This is a genomic window from Pleomorphovibrio marinus, from assembly GCF_003347495.1.
In the GTDB taxonomy this organism is placed as follows: Bacteria; Bacteroidota; Bacteroidia; order Cytophagales; family Cyclobacteriaceae; genus Pleomorphovibrio; species Pleomorphovibrio marinus.
In genome coordinates, this window is sequence record NZ_QCXY01000001.1 from 1149043 (window position 1) to 1167805 (window position 18763).

At 45.1% G+C, this 18763-nt stretch carries 10 protein-coding genes; all 10 read left to right on the top strand.

Annotation, left to right across the window (positions count from 1 at the left end; all coding sequences use genetic code 11):
- Window positions 1-20: 20 nt before the first annotated feature.
- The 10 genes from pelA to DB520_RS04860 all read left to right on the top strand — a co-directional run bounded on the left by pelA (window position 21) and on the right by DB520_RS04860 (window position 18717).
- Entirely contained in the window at window positions 21-1115 is a 1095-nt protein-coding gene (gene pelA / locus DB520_RS04815; protein ID WP_114748473.1) for a pectate lyase, read from the top strand.
- A gap of 36 nt (window positions 1116-1151) precedes the next feature.
- A complete protein-coding gene (locus DB520_RS04820; protein WP_114748474.1) occupies window positions 1152-2318 on the top strand; it encodes a sialidase family protein in 1167 nt (388 codons plus the stop codon).
- A 312-nt stretch (window positions 2319-2630) separates the two neighbouring features.
- A complete protein-coding gene (locus DB520_RS04825) occupies window positions 2631-5681 on the top strand; it encodes a SusC/RagA family TonB-linked outer membrane protein (protein WP_114748475.1) in 3051 nt (1016 codons plus the stop codon).
- 19 nt (window positions 5682-5700) lie between these two features.
- Entirely contained in the window at window positions 5701-7431 is a 1731-nt protein-coding gene (locus DB520_RS04830) for a RagB/SusD family nutrient uptake outer membrane protein (protein ID WP_198675231.1), read from the top strand.
- A 416-nt stretch (window positions 7432-7847) separates the two neighbouring features.
- On the top strand, window positions 7848-9545 hold the full coding sequence (locus DB520_RS04835; RefSeq protein ID WP_114748477.1) for a polysaccharide lyase: 1698 nt from the start codon (window positions 7848-7850) through the stop codon (window positions 9543-9545).
- Between the two features lie 109 nt (window positions 9546-9654).
- Complete coding sequence (locus DB520_RS04840; protein WP_114748478.1) at window positions 9655-12798, top strand: DUF6298 domain-containing protein; 3144 nt, start codon at window positions 9655-9657, stop codon at window positions 12796-12798.
- 17 nt (window positions 12799-12815) lie between these two features.
- Window positions 12816-14231, top strand: a complete 1416-nt coding sequence (locus DB520_RS04845) for a glycoside hydrolase family 140 protein (protein WP_114748479.1) — start codon at window positions 12816-12818, stop codon at window positions 14229-14231.
- 60 nt (window positions 14232-14291) lie between these two features.
- Window positions 14292-15887 carry a glycoside hydrolase family 28 protein gene (locus DB520_RS04850; RefSeq protein ID WP_232834841.1) on the top strand — a complete coding sequence of 532 codons (1596 nt, stop codon included), beginning with the start codon at window positions 14292-14294 and terminating at the stop codon, window positions 15885-15887.
- A 5-nt stretch (window positions 15888-15892) separates the two neighbouring features.
- Window positions 15893-16879, top strand: coding sequence for a glycoside hydrolase family 43 protein (locus DB520_RS04855; RefSeq protein ID WP_232834842.1), 987 nt, complete (start codon window positions 15893-15895; stop codon window positions 16877-16879).
- Complete coding sequence (locus DB520_RS04860; protein ID WP_114748481.1) at window positions 16876-18717, top strand: exo-alpha-sialidase; 1842 nt, start codon at window positions 16876-16878, stop codon at window positions 18715-18717. Before DB520_RS04855 ends, DB520_RS04860 begins: the two co-directional genes overlap by 4 nt.
- The last annotated feature ends 46 nt before the right edge of the window (window positions 18718-18763 follow it).

Below are 18763 nucleotides of genomic sequence, written 5' to 3' on the forward strand. Positions count from 1 at the left end.
TGAAGCTAATCAGTATGAGTATGAAAAGACCATTTGCCCAAACATTCAATCTTTTTTTGATCATGGTGCTTTTCCTGACATCTAATGTGCCAACTATGGCAATGGAAAAGGTGGCATGGAAGAAAATTCTGGATCAACCCAAATCCTGGTATGGAGGTGCCGAAGCAACTAGGATAGCAAACAACATTTTGCTTTTTCAAAAAGACAACGGAGGGTGGTTTAAGAATATAGATATGAGTGTGGAGTTGGATGAAGAGGAAAAAGAAAGATTAAGGAAGGAACAATCTGAGGTAATGGGGACCACCATAGATAACGACGCCACATTTATCCAAACAGAATTTTTGGCGAAAGTTTATCAAGAAACCCATGAGAGCAGGTTTGCAGAAGGGGTATTGAATGCCTTGGATTATCTTATGGATGCCCAGTATGAAAATGGAGGTTGGCCGCAATATTACCCCATCCGGGAAGGCTACTGGGCAGAGATCACCTTTAATGACGGTGCCATGATTCAGGCCATGGAAACGCTTAAAGATGTTGCTGAGGCTAATTTTCCCTATGATTTTTTGGATGAAAACAGACGAAGGAGAGCGCAAAAAGCCATAGACCAAGGGCTGGAAATGATATTGAAAGCCCAGATCGAAGTGGATGGGAAACTTACCGCTTGGTGTGCCCAACATGACCGGGATGACTTAAGCCCCGTAAAGGGCAGGGCTTATGAGCTGCCTTCTATAAGCGGAGGGGAAAGCGTTGGGGTGGTCAAGTACTTGATGGGGCTAGAGGATCCTGACGAAAGGGTAATCCAAGCCATAGAAAGTGCCGTGGAATGGTTTGAGGAAGTTAAAATTGAAGAGAAGAAGGTGGTGAGGAAAGAAGACCCTTCCCTTCATAGGGGACATGACAGGCTTGTAGTAGAGGATGAAGATGCTGGGCCTTTATGGGCTCGGTTTTATGAGATAGGAACTAATCGCCCTATGTTTGTGGGCAGGGACGGAGTGGTGCGTTATCGGCTTGCAGATATTGAGCATGAACGGAGAGTGGGTTATAGCTATTTGGGGAATTATGCCGAAAAGCTACTGGAAGAGTATTACCCCACATGGAAAAGTTCTGTAAAATAATCAACCCGACTTAACGGAAAAGAAAAACTAAAAACAATGAAATTTAAGGCCTTGGTATTTATAGCAATTATTTCCCTGACATTTATACAACATTCTTCGGGAATCCATTTTGCAATGGACTCCACAGGAAACCCCCACCGCGATGGGATCCTGCTGGAGGAGTTTGTGTATGAGGAAGCAGATTTTCCACAGTGCCATTCCGCTACCATAGTCGAATTGGATAATGGAGACCTTTTGTGTGGCTTTTTTGGGGGAACCCGCGAACGTCATCCAGACGTGGAAATCTACCTTTCCAGAAAGGCTAAGGATGGTGACTGGTCAAGTCCAGAAAGTGTAGCAGATGGTGTTCAGGGTCAAGAGGACCGTTTGCCCACCTGGAACCCGGTTTTGTTTCAGGAGCGTGGAGGGGAGTTAATGCTCTTTTATAAGGTGGGTCCCAGCCCCAGTGAATGGTGGGGCATGGTAAAGACATCCTCGGATAATGGACATTCCTGGAGTGAGGGGAAGCGGCTGGATGAGGATCTCCTGGGTCCTGTAAAAAACAAACCCATCCAACTTTCTGATGGAGCCATTGTTTCTGGTTCAAGCACGGAAGGTGACGGCTGGAGGGTACATTTGGAAAGAAGTACAGATAGGGGTAAGAGTTGGCAACACATAGGCCCTATAAATGATCCGGAAAAGGTAGGAGCCATACAGCCCACTCTTTTGCAGCACCATGATGGAAGAATTCAGTTGCTTGCCAGGACACGTTATGAAGAAAAGGGCTATGTTGCCGAGAGCTGGTCCGAAGATGGGGGGCTTACCTGGTCGGGCATGAGGGCTTCTAACTTGCCCAACAACAATTCCGGCCTGGACGGAGTGACCCTCCAGGATGGAAGGCACCTACTTGTATACAATCATTCTTACCGAACAGAAGAAGGCATGGGTCACAAGGGCCGGGGGGTTCTAAATGTGGCACTGAGTCAAGATGGGGTAAATTGGGAAGCAGCTTTGGTTTTGGATTATCTGGATGAGCAGGGAAAGCAGTTTTCCTATCCCGCAGTTATTCAAGCTTCAGATGGCATGGTTCACATTGTCTATACCTGGCATCGGCAACGGATCAAACACGTGGTTTTGGATCCTGATCAACTGAAAACCTATCCTATTGAAGATGGACAGTGGCCTTCTGAAAAGATACCTTTGGTTGAAAGTGGGAAGAATTGAATATGAAACTTCAAGGGTTAAACCTATTTTTTAACAGGAATAGGATAAACTTTTCCTAAACCCTATTTCTGAAATTGAAAAAAAAGTAGGTAACATTTTTAAATTAGGATTTTTTGTAGCTTCATATTGTAATTTTTACATATTTATACAGGAAACTAGCCTAAGGTTTACAGGTCATCAGGAAGGTTCAGGAATGTTAAGCCATTCAGGGTTATAATTTTACAAATAGTTTAGCGAGGAGCCTTTAAGGGTAGGCTTAAGCTATTGTGTCATAAGTTTAATTAGTAACCAAATCCCCAAAATAATGAAGTTATGATAAAAAGGGTACAAGAAGGGCCGAGCGCCTTTTTCAGAAAAACGAGCGGATTGATCCTGCTGTTAGTCACCTGTAGTTTCCATTGGGCCCTGGCTCAAGAAGAAAGGACAGTTTCCGGTACTGTAACCTCAGGAAGTACTGGAGAAACATTGCCAGGTGCAAACATTTTAATAAAAGGAACCAACCAAGGTACAATAACTGACGTTGACGGTGAATTTTCCATTTCAATTCCGGCAGGAAATGATGTCTTGGTTTTTTCCTCCATTGGTCATGAAACTCAAGAAGTGACTGTTGGAAACAGAACCTCATTGGATATAATACTGGAGGAGGATCTTCAAGCCTTGGATGAGATAGTAGTAATTGGATATGGTGAGGTAAGAAGAAGGGACCTGACAGGATCTGTGTCCTCATTAAGCCAAAAAGACGTAGTTGAAATGCCCACATTTAATGTGATGGAGGCGATTAAAGGTAGGGCAGCAGGGGTGGATGTTATTCAAACTTCTGGGGAAGCTGGATCCGGGGTGGACATTCGGATTCGTGGAAACAGGTCTATAGACGGAGGAAATTCACCACTGTATATTATTGATGGATTTCAGGGGGGTAGTTTCAGTGACCTAAACCCACAAGATATCGAGTCAATAGAAATTTTGAAGGATGCTTCGGCCACTGCCATTTATGGAAGCCAGGGAGCCAATGGAGTTGTCATCATTACTACTAAGAGTGGACAAGCTGGTCCTACTACTGTTTCCTATAATGCCTTTTATGGGGTAAATGGATTGACGGAATTTCCCCAAATGCGCCTGAGAGACGACTATGTTAATCTCAGAAGGGAAGCATTCAGGTCAGATGGGCTCTGGAGTTCACCCGAGGATGATTCCTTTATTTTTGCCAATGACGGAGAGTGGGGTTTGGTACAAAACGACCAATGGGTTGACTGGACCGACTTATTGATGAGAGATGGAGCGGAACAAAGCCATACCTTAAGCGTAAGAGGAGGAAATGAGAGGACAAAGACCTTTTTCTCTGGGGGTTATTATAATCAACAAGGGATGTTACGGGGAGATGAGTTTTCTCGGTACAATGGTCGCTACAATGTTAGCCACAAGCTCAATGACTGGGCAGAGGTTGGTATGTTGGGTCAATTGACCTTCAGCAATAGGGATAGAAGAAACTCCACCCTATCCAATGCGGTTACCATGTCTCCTTTGGGGATGCCTTATGATGATGATGGCCTTCTCAATTACAATCCAAATCCAAATACCTCATTTGTATCCCCACTCGCAGATGAAAGGGATCCTTATGCCTATCAGCGCAATGAAACCAGGACCAATATCCTATTCAATGCATTTTTGGAATTGACTCCTATTGAAGGGTTGAAGTTTCGAAGTAATTTCAGTACGGAACACACCAATTTTCGACATGGAATTTTCCAAGGTGCGGAATCCTATGCCAGCAGGGACAACGGGAACGTGATTTCTCAGGCAACCCAGAATTACAACCGATTCTACAACTTTGATAATATCCTTTCCTATACCAAAGAGTTTGAGGATCACCGATTCACCGTGACGGGTGTTAGTAACTATATCCGAACAGACGTGGATAATTTATTTGCGTATGGTATGAATCAGGCCTTGCCTACGCAGCTATTCCATAACCTCGGAGCTACTGATACAGATGGGAGGATAATAGACTCCGAATTTACCAGGTCCAACATGATTTCCTTTGCAGGTAGGGTGGATTATGCCTTTAAAGACCGATACTTGCTTACTTTGACAAGCCGTTGGGATGGGGCTTCCCAGTTGGCTCCAGGGAACAAATGGGACTATTTCCCTTCCATTGCTGCTGCATGGATAATCAGCGATGAGGAGTTTATGCAAGGTGTTGAGCCAATAAATTTTTTGAAGGTCAGGGGTAGTTATGGAGTTGCAGGTAATGCTGCCGTACAGCCATACGGCACTCAGTCTCTGATAGAGCCTAGGACAAACTTAAATTTTGGAGCAGGAAATCCGGCCACATTTTATACGTTAAGGACTTTGGCCGGAAACGAGAATCTGGGTTGGGAAAAGACAGGATCTTATAATTTTGCCGTTGACGCAGAGTTGTTTAATGGCCGTGTCAGTGTGAGTGCGGATATTTACCGCCAACATACCTGGGACCTCTTGTACCAAATTAGCCTTCCCAACTCTACGGGAGTACAAAATATGTATGCCAATGTGGGGGAAACAGAAAATAGAGGGATAGAGGTACAGGTCAATACCCAAAACGTACAACGTTCGAATTTTACCTGGAATTCCACTTTGACATTTACCCGAAATAGGGAGCAAATTTTGGATTTAATTGATGGAGAAGACATCATTATCGATGAGAATAACTCTTTGTTAATGGGTAGGCCCATAAACTCATTTTACTCTTATCGACAATTGGGAATCTGGCAGATTTCAGAAGCCGATGAGGCTGCACAGTTGACTTTTGATGGCCAGCCTTTTCAGCCTGGAGACATAAAAGTGGAGGATGTAAATGGAGATGGGAGTATCACCCCAGAAAATGACCGTCAGTTTTTGGGTTCAGAGGTTCCTGATTTTATCCTGGGACTTCAAAACACTTTTGTACTTGGATCTTTTGACCTAAGCGCATTCGTTTTTGCCCGCTGGGGTCAGATGATCAATGCAGATGTTCTCGGAAGATACAATCCCTCTGGAGAGGGAAACGGACCTGCCTTTATGGATTACTGGACACCTGAAAACCCTAGCAATGATTACCCAAGACCAAGGAGAGGGGCAAGCATAACCAACTATGCCGGATACCAGTCCTTAACTTTTGTGGATGGTTCTTTTATCAAATTGCAAACTGTTTCATTAGGCTATACCATGCCACAACATATTACTGAAAGGTTGAAGTTGCAAAACCTACGTTTATATGTGACTGGAAACAACCTTGGCGCTTGGTCAAAGGAAAGAAGGCTGGCAGAATACGATCCTGAATCTGCGGGTCAGGAAAATTTCCCAATGAACAGGCAGATTGTAGTGGGTATAAATGTTGATTTCTAAGGTCAAAATTCCAAAAGCTATGAAAAAGATTAAAAATATAAATATCTCTCTGTCACTCTTGATTGCGATGGTGATAGGGCTAAGTGGTTGTGATTTAGATGAATTTAATCCCTCAGGGGCTACTGCGGAGGCAGTGTGGGAATCCACTCCCGAGAACTTTATGACTCTCGTAAATGCTGCTTACCATGATTACAGAGGGCCGTTTAACCGTATCGACGGTCTCTTTATGTTTGAGTCTGGGACAGACTTATGGTTCAACAGGGACAAGCGACTCTGGGCCGGTGAGTTCTCCCAATATGTGAACATGAACGCCACAACAGGAATGGTAAATAGCATGTGGAATCGATACTGGTCCGGTGTCAGACACTGCAATGAGGGGGTGAGCAGAATAGATAATGTAGATTGGCCGAATGAAGAAGTACGTAACCTTCGCCTAGCAGAAATTCGCTTCATGCGTGCCTTTTATTATTGGTTTCTTATAGAGACTTACGGAAATGTCATGCTAAGGGATGCCCCTGATGGTGCCTTAACTGCCCAAAGGAGTTCCATAGAGGAATTGTATAACTTGGTATTGGGAGATTTGCAATTCGCTGTTCAGCATTTACCCGCTCAATGGGATAATGCTAATAGAAAAAGAGCGGACCAAGCGGCTGCTTTGGGACTTCTGGGAAGGCTTGCCCTTACCCGCGCCTACTATGATATGAGCTCTGAGCATTTCACGATGGCTAGGGATGCCGCAATAGAGGTAATTGAAAGACAAGGTGAATTTGGCCTTGAGTTATGGGATAATTATTATGATTTGTTGGCGCCGGAGAACAGGAATGACAACAAGGAAGTCATGTGGGAAGAGAGTATCGTAGACGACGTGAATTTAAACTATGATGCCAATTCCAATCGAATGCACCAGTTTTATTTGTCTCCTTATGCGGGCAGATTAGGATTGGTACAGAGCGTGGAGTATGGCCGGGACAACGGAAGGCAGCTAATGCCATCTTGGGGGTTACTCAATTTCTATGATGAGGATATCGATGCACGGTACGGAGCCTCCTTTCAGGAAGTGTGGATTTGTAATACAAGCGATGAGATTGTTTGGGATGAGGATTTGGTTCGACAATATTATAAGGACGAAAGCCTGATCGGAACGGTGATGCGGCCAGGAATTGATACGGCATTAATGGTTACCAAGAAAGCCATACCCCAAGAAGAGAAGAGACTAAAACCCTATATCATCGTAGACAGGGATAGTATTTATAATGTGCAAGGGGACGGAACCATCAATACTGGTTTTGAATATCCAGCTCTGACCAAGTTTATGGATCCTATAACGCGTGAAAACCCCAACTCCCAACAGGGAAGGTTGAGTTCCTGGATCATGCGACTTCCCGAGATGTACCTGATAGCCGCAGAGGCCGAACACCAACTGGGTAACGATGGTGCTGCAGCAGAATACATCAATGTAATTAGGGAAAGGGCAGCTATTAAAGAACCTGTGGACCATACTGCAGACATGATGATCACTGCTGCGGATATTGACCTGGATTTTATCTTGGACGAAAGAGCAAGAGAACTATGTGGGGAATTTATCAGGTGGTTTGATTTGAAAAGAACCCGAAAACTAGACGAAAGAATATCCAGGTACAATCCAGACATTACCAATTTCCAAGAGCACCATTATTTGAGACCAATTCCTCAAGGAGAATTAGATGCGTTGGAGAACGGTGCAGAGTTTGGGCAAAATCCAGGTTACTAAGGCATTTTGAATGAGGGGTTTATACCCCTCGTTCGTTTTATCCCCTCTTTAATCAGAATGGCATAATAGCCTAAGGTTGATGATAGGATTATAGAGTACCAAAATCAGCATGTTTACGGGTAAAATCCCTAATTTATAATAGATCCATGAACTCTCATGAGGGTATGATGGCGAATATGGGGAAGTGGCTAATTTTATCCTTTCCCATCAGAAAAAAAGCTATAAAATCGAGCAAGGATGAGAACGTCAGTAGTAGGGATTCCCCCATAGCTATTGGGGCTAAAGGAGCAGTGTGCGACGAGTTACCCACGTAATCGAGTTCCCCAAATCCTGATGATTATCGGGATCTTGGCAGCCATGGACAGGTTGTTATCGCCGTAAGAAAGTAGTTTTAGCATTAAATTAATTCACTAAATATGATTAAACCAACGTTTATCCTTTTTTGCTTCTTAAGACTCGTATTTTGCCAACAGGTTCAGGCGCAGTACCCTGATATTCCTGAAGATATGCAGGCGGAAACAGATTCCATCATGGAGTTAGAGGAACAGAGGCTGCAAAAAGTATGGGAGCAATCCCTCAAAATTATCGATCAGGAGGCCAGGGAGGGCAAACCTTATATTCCCTGGGCTGCGTATCCTCTGGACCTGATACGAGCTGATATCCCTGCCTTCCCCGGTGCTGAAGGTGGAGGGAAATTCACCCCTGGAGGAAGAGGAGGAAAAATTTTCGTGGTGACCAGCTTGGAGGACTCCGGACCAGGTACCTTTAGGGAGGCCTGTGAGGCTGCTGGGGCAAGGACCATTGTCTTTAATGTGGCTGGAATTATCCATTTGGATATGCCCATTAGTATCAGGGCGCCTTATGTGACTATTGCCGGTCAGACTGCCCCTGGGGATGGTATTTGTATAGCAGGTGAATCGGTAAATATTGATACACACGATGTCATCATCCGGCATATGCGTTTCAGACGAGGAGCAACGGATCCAACCAAAAGGGATGATGCCTTGGGGGGGGATGCCATGGGCAACGTGATCATAGATCATTGTTCTGTAAGCTGGGGACTAGATGAAACCCTTTCCCTTTACAGAAATATGTATGAAGGTGATGAAGGAAAGGGTAGGCAAAAACTCCCAACGTCCAATATTACCATTCAAAACACCATTATTTCGGAGGCACTGGATATTTATAACCATGGCTTTGGCAGTACCCTTGGAGGCTATAACAGTACTTTCATGCGGAACCTTTGGGCCAATAATATAAGTAGAAACCCATCTGTAGGCATGTATGGGGATTTTACCTTTGTCAATAACGTCCTTTTTAATTACTGGAACAGAACCGTGGATGGCGGAGATCACCGATCGCTGTTTAACATTATCAATAATTACCTTAAGCCTGGACCCATCACCCCGGAGGACAAGCCTATCCGTTATCGATTCTTAAAACCGGAATCGGATAGATCCAAACAGGATACTTCCGTATATGGACGTGCCTATGTAGATGGAAATATTGCTGAAGGACATGAGGCGGTATCCAGAAACAATTGGGACGGCGGTGTGCAGATTAGTGGAGACATCAACCAGTATCAGGATTATATCCGTGTGGATAAACCTTTCCCCCATGCAGACCTGACCATCTTTCCAGCACAGGAGGCCTACGAGTTTGTCCTAGAAAATGCGGGAGCAACTATACCCAAAAGAGATCCTGTAGATGAGCGAGTTGTAAGGAATGTGAGAACAGGAGAAATCGAATATGAAGAAGGCTTGGAAACTGATATGGGAACCGAGTTTGTGCAAAGGAGACTGCCTAAAGATTCCTATAAAAAAGGAATAATTGTGGATATTTCCCAAGTGGGGGGGTACCCCACCTATTCCGGTGAGCCCTATCAGGATTCGGATGGTGACGGTATTCCGGATGTTTGGGAAGAAAAATATGGGTTAGATCCCAACGACCCCTCCGATGCAGTAAAAGATAAAAATGGTGATGGGTACACCAATATTGAAGCTTATATTAACGGCATTGACCCCAACCAAAAAGTGGATTGGAAGGATCCGGAAAAAAATAAGGATACCCTTGCGGAATGGGTGGAAAAGCACGGAAGCATGTTGCCTAAGTAAACCAACTGCTGTTGATGGATAACTTAAAGAGAAAGGTAGGGTCAAAAAGTTTTCCTACCTTTTCTCTTTAGTGGCTATTTTAATAATCTGTAATAAAAAGCCTAAAAGTATGTACCAGAGAGTGTGGCTATTGGTGGTTTTTTTACTTTGGAAGAATGGAACATGGGCCATTTGCCAGCAGGTGGCAGAAATCCCTGGCATTCAATGGGAAAACAATGATTTCACCTATCTGGAAACATCTGAAGGGGATAAACTCCCTGACTTCTCCCCTTCTGGATTTTTAGCGGGAAATGACATGATTTCAGAAGTTCCGGCAAAAATTTTTGTGCCCAAGATCAATGGCGATGCCACAGCTGTCATCCAAGCCGCCATTGATAGGTTAGCCAAAATGCCAACTGATCCTAGCGGATTCAAGGGGGCGGTCTTACTTGCCGAAGGAGAGTATGAGGTTGCTGGTTCACTTCGCATAGAAAGTAGTGGGGTGGTGATAAGGGGAAGTGGAATTGGAGAAAATGGTACTACCTTGTTAGGTGGAGGAACCTCTAGGGAAACACTTATAAAAGTGGAAGGGGAGGGGGAGCCCCAGTATGGGGCTGAACTTTCATTGGCTGAAAAATACATACCCCTGGGTACTATAAAGATCACTCTTCCCGGTCACCAACTTTTGGCAGGGGATGAAATTTTGATTCACTGGCAAAGCAGAGAAGAGTGGATCGATAAAATGGGCATGAAAGAGTTTGGAGGGGAAACAAGTTGGATAGGCTGGAAGCCCGGTGACCAGGATTTGGTTTGGGACAGGGAGATCACTTATACCGATGGAGACACCGTCTATCTGGAAGCCCCCATTATGATGGGGATGGGAGAGGAGTTTGGTCTACCAAAGGTTTACCCATACCATTGGCCAGGAAAGATTAGTCACGTGGGTATAGAAAACCTTACGCTGGTCTCAAACTATGATGAAAGCAACCCTATGGATGAGGATCATCGCTGGATGGCTATTACCATTGACAATGCAACAGATGCTTGGGTTAGACAAGTTGATTTCAGGCATTTTGCGGGTTCTGCCGTAAGCGTATACTCTAGGGCCAAACGGGTTACCGTGGAAGATTGCAGATCTTTTGCTCCTGTTTCTGAGATCGCTGCCCAGCGCAGAAGTACCTTTTATACACAGGGACAACAGGTCCTTTTTCAACGATGTTATGCTGAAGGGGGATACCATGATTTTGGAGTTGGTTCCCAGGCTGCAGGACCAAATTCCTTTGTGAGCTGTGAAGCCCATCTTCCCCATCACCAGAGTGGAGGTATAGAAGGTTGGAGCACAGGTGCCCTATTTGACAATGTGCGTATTGATGGACAAGCCCTGAGTTTTGAGAACCGTTCTCAGGAGGGAAGGGGGGCTGGCTGGACGGTTGGCAATTCTGTTTTTTGGCAATGTGACGCTGCTAAGGTTGTCTGCTACCAACCACCCTTAACTTACAACTGGGCCTTTGGTACTTGGGGCCAATCCGAGGGCAATGGGCAATGGCAGCAAACCAACACGCATGTTTCACCCAAAAGCCTCTTTTTTGCCCAACTGGAACAGCGACTTGGAGAACTACCCATTGATCCTCAATGGAAACCCATGGATAAAAATGCCTCCACCAGCCCAACCTATGAGGAGGCCTCCGAGTGGACTAGGAAAGCATTTAGCCCCGGTATATTACTGAAAGATTGGATTGGGGAGGCTGCAAAAAGAAACCCTATTAGCAGCAGCAGGGAGGGCTTGGAGATAATGAAAGAGGAACCTCCAAAAACCACAACCAACACTAAGAAGATTAGGGTGAGTTTAAACCATGGAAGGCTTATAAAGGATGGGGTGTTGCTGACAGGCAAAAAACAGGAAGTCTCTTGGTGGAGGGGTAGTCTTAGAAAAAAGGATATTGAAAATGCCAAACCCCATATCACCCGTTTTGTTCCAGGTAGAGAAGGGCTTGGTTATACGGATATTTTAGAAGAGATGGTGCAGGAGCTTTCAGCTGCCAATTGGGTGGCAGTAGAACATAATTACGGGCTTTGGTATGACAGAAGAAGGGATGATCACCAGCGTACCAGAAGAATGGATGCGGATGTTTGGCCTCCCTTTTATGAGCAGCCATTTGCTAGATCAGGGAAAGGTAAAGCCTGGGATGGACTGAGCAAATATGACCTTTCCCACTATAACCCTTGGTACTGGAATAGGCTAAAACTGTTTGCGGATCTTGGAGAGGAGAACGGTGTTTTGCTCATTCATCAACACTTCTTCCAGCATACTATCCTTGAGGCAGGAGCCCATTGGGTGGATTCTCCATGGAGGCCTGCAAACAATGTAAATGAGACCGGGTTCCCAGAACCTCCCAATTTTGCCGGGGAAAAGAGAATCTTTTTTTCCAAGCATTTTTACGATGTTTCCCATCCTGAGCGCAGAAGGCATTATGAAAATTACATCCGGAAGGGACTGGACAATTTTAAGGAAAACACCAATGTACTGCATTCGCTAGGGTTGGAATTTACGGGACCTTTATCGTTTGTGGAATTTTGGCTTTCTACGGTTCGGGATTGGAAAGAGGATAACGAAAACGAATCCTTGGTGCTGCTGAGTGCCACCAAGGATGTACAGGATGGTATTCTTCGTAAGGCAGAGTGGAGAGAACTTGTGGATGTGATAGATATCAGGTACTGGTATTACCAAAAGGAAGGGGAGCTCTATGCCCCAGAGGGTGGAAAGCACCTAGCTCCAAGACAACATGCACGTGTATTGCGGCCTGGATCTGAAAGCATGGAAATGGCTTACAGAGCAGTGAAGGAAGTCAAGATCCAATATCCAGATAAAGCCGTCATCTACAATACGCCAAATGCAGGGGAGATGGGCTGGGCAGTTTTGTTTGCAGGAGGATCACTTCCTGCCCTTCCCCACATTCCCATACAAGGCCTTAGGGAGGCCTTGGCAAACCTAATACCTTCCTTTGATACTCACGGGATTGATACTATCTGGACAATGAAAGATGATGGGAAAAATTATCTTTTCTATTGCCGCAATGAAGATACCCTAAACCTTGACCTTAGTGATTATGCGGACACCTACAGGTTGAATTGGATAGACCCTGCGAATGGGGCCTTGTTAGCTAGTAAGGACTTAAAAGGATCCCAAACCTATTCTTTGGAAAAACCCACCGAAGAAGATGCAATAGCTTGGGTAAGCAAGATAACGGAAACTAATGGGCCGGTAGGTCCATAAAATTAACGATAAGAACTATGTCAATAAGAATTAACCTAGCATGGCTATTAGTACTTTACTTTTGTGGCAATTTTATGGCCTGTACGTCTCCCGAAGGAACTTCCATACAGGTAACTGAAGAAAAGCCCATAATGCCCAGGCTTCAAATTGCTGAAAACCAAAGGTATTTTGTCACAGAGGACGGAGATCCTTTCTTTTGGTTGGGCGACACAGGTTGGTTGCTATTTGGAAAGCTGGATAGGTCAGAGGGAGAACAATACCTAGATGATCGGAGGGAGAAGGGGTTTAATGTCATTCAGGTGATGATGCTCCATAGTGTGGGTGTGGCAAATGCCTATGGGGATTCTGCGCTGGTGAACCAGGATGTGGCCCAACCCATGGTCAAAGCAGGAAATGACCCAGAAGACCCTGCCTCCTATGATTATTGGGATCACATGGAGTACCTGATAAAAACTGCTAGAGAAAAGGGTCTGTATATGGCCTTGGTGCCCATTTGGGGGTCCAATGTACGAGCTGGAAAAGTTTCCGTAGAACAGGCCAGGACATATACGCAGTACATTACAGAGCGATTTGGAAAGTATGAGAACATCATTTGGTTGAACGGGGGGGATGTGCCAGGAAGTGACTCCACTGCGGTGTGGAATGCCATAGGGCAAGAGCTTCGGGCACGAAACCCCAACCACCTTATTACCTTTCACCCTAGGGGAAGGACTCAATCTTCCGACTGGTTTCATGAGGAGGAATGGCTGGATTTTCACATGTTTCAATCCGGGCACAGGAGGTATGATCAGGATGATACCGAAAAAAACTTTGGGGAGGATAATTGGCGCTATGTAGAAGTGGACATGGCCTTGGAGCCATTAAAGCCTACATTGGATGGGGAACCCTCCTACGAGGGTATACCACAGGGACTGCATGATCCGGAGGAGCCCTTTTGGAACGAGGATGATGTACGCAGATATGGTTATTGGTCGGTTTTAGCTGGTGCGGCTGGATATACTTATGGGCATAGTGCTTTGATGCAAATGTATAAAGAGACAGATGATCATTCTGCGTATGGCAATACAACCTACTGGAATGAGGCCTTGGATGCTCCCGGAGCACATCAGATGGTACACCTCAAAGAACTAATTTTGGATTACCCCTTCTTTGACCGGGTTCCCGACCAAAGTTTAATTGCCAACCAAGGGGAGCGATATGATTATCTGGTGGCCAGTAGGGGTAAGGACTATGTTTTGATTTACACCTATACTGGAAGACCCATCCAGGTAAAGATGGGAGCTATTGAAGGGGAAAAAGTGAAGGCAAGATGGTTTAACCCAAGAAATGGGGAATATACAGATATCGGAGAATTTGAGAATGAAGGAACCCTAGAATTTAGTCCTAACGGGAATGTACAGGAAGGAAATGACTGGGTATTGGTGTTAAATTGAGCATTCATAGGGAATGGAACATTGTTTCCAAAAAGCCCAATTAGTGTAAATTCTCCCGGCATGAAGACCTTTATGAACTATTGCAGCTACTTCTTTTTGACTCTACTTTTATCGAGTGGTTTAAGGCAAGGAATTGCCCAACAGGAAGGTTGGGTAGACGTAACCCAAAAAGGGGTAAGTAATGAAGGTGAGTTGTCGACCCAAGCTATCCAAGGAGCCATCAATGAGCTTCACGCCAAAGGAGGAGGTACCCTGTATTTTCCCTCGGGGGAATACCTGACCGGAGCCATCGAACTAAAAAGTAATTTGGTAGTGCATTTGGATGCGGGAGCGGTACTAAAGTTTTCCACTGATTTTGACGAATACCTACCTTTTGTGGAAATGAGATGGGAAGGAACGGTGATGAAAAGCTTTTCCCCCCTCATTTATGCCAATGAGGCCGAAAACATTACCATCACCGGAAGGGGTACCATAGATGGGCAGGGCCAGGCCTGGTGGAAGGAGATGTACAATATTAAGTACCCGGAAGAGCCCCAGCCGTTAAACCGCTATCAACAATTATGGGACGAGCAAAACCCCGACTTGGAATCCGAACCCTATTATGATGGGACCATGAACCTGAAATTTTTCAGGCCTCCCCTTATTCAACCCTTCCGCTCCAAAAACATTAGGATAGAAGGAGTAAAAATTATCAATTCACCTTTTTGGACAATCAATCCTGCATTTTGCGAGAATGTTACCATTACAGGAGTTACCATACTTAACCCCCCTTCACCCAATACCGACGGAATTAACCCCACCTCCTGCAAGAACGTACGTATTTCTGATTGCCACATCAGCGTAGGCGACGATTGCATTACGATCAAATCGGGAAGGGATATAGATGGTAGGAAATGGGCGACCCCCACCGAAAATGTGACCATCACCAACTGCACTATGCTGGATGGGCACGGGGGAGTGGTGATTGGAAGTGAAGTTTCCGGTGATATCAGAAAGATTACCATTTCAAACTGTGTGTTCGATGGAACCGATAGAGGCATACGGCTAAAATCCGCTAGAGGAAGAGGAGGTACAGTGGAGGAGATCAGAGTGGACAATATCGTGATGAAAAACATCAAGGATGAGGCGATAGTCATGAACCTGTTTTACGACAAGGGGACTTCAGAGGAGCCTGTCACCGAGAGAACACCTACATTTAAGAATATACACATTTCCAACCTTACCGCTACAGAAGTAAATGTTGCCGGCAATATTGTGGGTATTTCAGAAATGCCCATTGACAATATCAGCTTTTCCAATATCAATATGGAGGCTAAAAAAGGCTTTGAAATAATTACCGCCTCAAACGTGTCCTTGCACCACATGGATATAAGTACTGAAGAGGGGCCTTCTTTTATCCTGAGGGAGGTGGAAAACATACTTCTTCATGACGTAAAAGCCAGATATCCTCTGGCGGACCAACCTATAATTTCCCTAACTAATGGTAAAAACATATTATTGAGACATAATTTCCCAATGGTGGACACACCTGCTTTCTTAAAAGTAGGTGGAAGCGAAACGGAGAAGATATATTTAAAAGACAACTATTTCATGAATGTAGTAAATCCAGTGATTGAAGAAAAGGACCTGACACCAGGAGCACTGAATCAAGACTAGTGAAAATGAACACTTACACACTTCGAAATATCGTTTTTGGCCTTATGCTGTTTTGCTTGGCTTGTCAACCTCAAACGGAAGAAGCATCCCAAGAAAATACGCAAGAGGTTGAGGAAGTATATCTTTTCACCTCTTTCAGGGAACCTGCCACCGACGGGCTGTATTTGGCCTACAGCGAAGATGGATATGAGTGGCAGGATTTGGGAGGGCCATATTTAGCACCCCAAGTTGGTCCATCCAAGCTTATGAGGGATCCATCGGTGGTCAGGGGCCCTGATGGAAGGTACCATATGGTTTGGACTACCGACTGGCGTGGCGGGGATGGGTTCGGCTATGCGAGTACTACGGACTTTGTGAATTGGTCGGAACAGCAATTTATTCCAGTAATGGACCATGAGCCAGAAGTGGTAAATGTATGGGCACCTGAAATTTACTATGATGAGGTAGAGGATCGGTTTATCATCATTTGGGCGTCCACAATTCCCCATCGATTTGAGAAAGGAGAAGAAGATGAGGACAACAATCACCGTATGTACTATGTGACTACCAAAGATTTTGAGACGTTTTCGGAAACCAAACTTTTCATTGACCCCGAGTTTAGCATCATAGATGCCGTGATTGTGAAAAGGGAAGCAGAGGATTATGTGCTGGTATTGAAAGACAATACCCGGCCAAACAGAAACCTTAAGGTAGCTTTTGGACCTTCTCCGCTCGGGCCTTTTGAAAACATTTCAGACCCATTTTCGGAATTTTTGACAGAGGGGCCCACCATCATTGAGCAAGATGGGGAATGGCTCATCTTTTTTGATTCTTATGGGGCGAAAAAATACGACGCAGTGAGCACCACCGACTTCAAGGATTTTAGGCCTATTGGGGATCAGATCAATTTTCCAGAAGGACATAAACACGGCACCATTACTACGGTAAGCAATGATGTTATTCAAAAGATCAATGCGCAATCACCATTAGCACCAAAAGAGGAAGAGGAATGAAAATGTTATATAAAATAGTGGTGGCGGCAGTGATATCGCTTAACTGTATTTCCGCCAATGCCCAAGACACGCTGAGCTACACTGGAAATACACTTTCTAGGATAGACTATCATCACGGGCAATTGAGGCCAGCGATAGGAACCCATGCCCAGCAAATCATGCGCGCAAATAGGAGTATGCCAGAGGAGTCGGATGGCTTTGGCTGGACCTATAACCACGCCCCCATGATCGCCTATTGGAAGGGGACATTTTTTGTTAATTATCTCAATAACCCTGTGGGAGAACACATACCCCCCAGTCAGACTTTCCTACTTCGATCAACCGATGGCAAGGATTGGGATTTTCCCGAAGTGCTTTTTCCTATCTATGATATTCCCGATGGATATCAGAAAGAGGGCCATGATGGGGTGGCCGAAGATCTTCAGGCCGTGATGCATCAACGTATGGGTTTTTATGTCTCATCCAGTGACCGCTTGCTTGCTTTGGGGTATTATGGAATTGCCATGGACGCCAAGGACAGCCCAAATGATGGAAAAGGAATAGGCCGGGTGGTAAGGGAAATTTATGAAGACGGAACCTTTGGACCCATCCACTTTATCAGGTACAATTCAAGCTGGGATAGAAGCTTATCCAAGTACCCCTATTACGAGGAAAGCGGAGACGAGGGTTTTGTAGCTGCCTGTGAGGAATTGATGGATGAGCCCCTGATGATGCAACAATGGGTCGAAGAAGCAGATAGGGATGATCCTCTGATCCCTTTACAGAAACAGTTTAAGGCCTTTTCTTACTATCATTTGGAAGATGGATCGGTTGTGGGGTTATGGAAACATGCCCTTACCAGCTTAAGCAAGGACGGCGGCAAGACTTGGGAGTATGACCCGGTAAGGGCACCAGGAGTGGTAAACAGCAATGCAAAAATTTGGGGACAAAGGACTTCTGATGACAGGTTTGCCTTGGTGTATAACCCCTCAGAGTATCGATGGCCTTTGGCAATTTCTACCAGTGATGATGGGCTTGAATATGAAGACCTGCTTTTGCTGCATGGGGAAATCTCCGCCATGCGTTATGGAGGAAATTACAAATCATATGGCCCACAATACGTTCGGGGGATATTGGAAGGCAATGGTACGCCCCCGGATGGAAAATTGTGGGTCACCTATAGTGTGAACAAGGAAGATATATGGGTGGCATCTTCACCTGTACCCATTACCGATCAGGCACCTGGACATGCCAACGAGGTTTTTGGTGAACTGGAGGGAGAGAATGCACTTCAAAATTGGAATACCTATAGCCTGGTATGGGGCCCAGTGGGAATAGAAGAATGGAAAGGAGAGAAGGTGTTGGCTTTAAGGGACAAGGATCCCTTTGATTATGCAAAAGCGGAGAGGGTAATACCCCGCAGTGAAAAATTAACCGTTTCTTTGGAAGTAGAAGCCGGGCAGAATGATCATGGACAGTTTCAAATAGAATTTCAGGATGGTAAAGGACGTCCAGCGGTGCAGTTGCTTTTCGGTGAGGATGGTCTGATAAGGTACCGTGCAGGTTACAGACTCGGAAGTTTTGGGAGTTATGAGCCCGGCAAAAGCTATAAGTTGGAGGTGGAATTAGATGTGGCCACCAGGTCCTACGATGTAAAAATCAACGGTCAAGAGAAAGGGAGAAGGATATTTTTTGCTCCGGTGGATGCCATAGAACGGGTAATGTTCAGGACTGGAACTCAACGGTATTTTCCAACCCCCGAAACGCCCACCAACCAGGATTATGATCTTGAGGGGGCTGGATCCATGGATCAGGAAGCCGCCTATTTTATTCGTTCCTTGGTATCGAAGTCTTTGTGAAAATGTGAAAAAGACAAACCCAAAAGTAGGTAGAATTCCAGCGGGT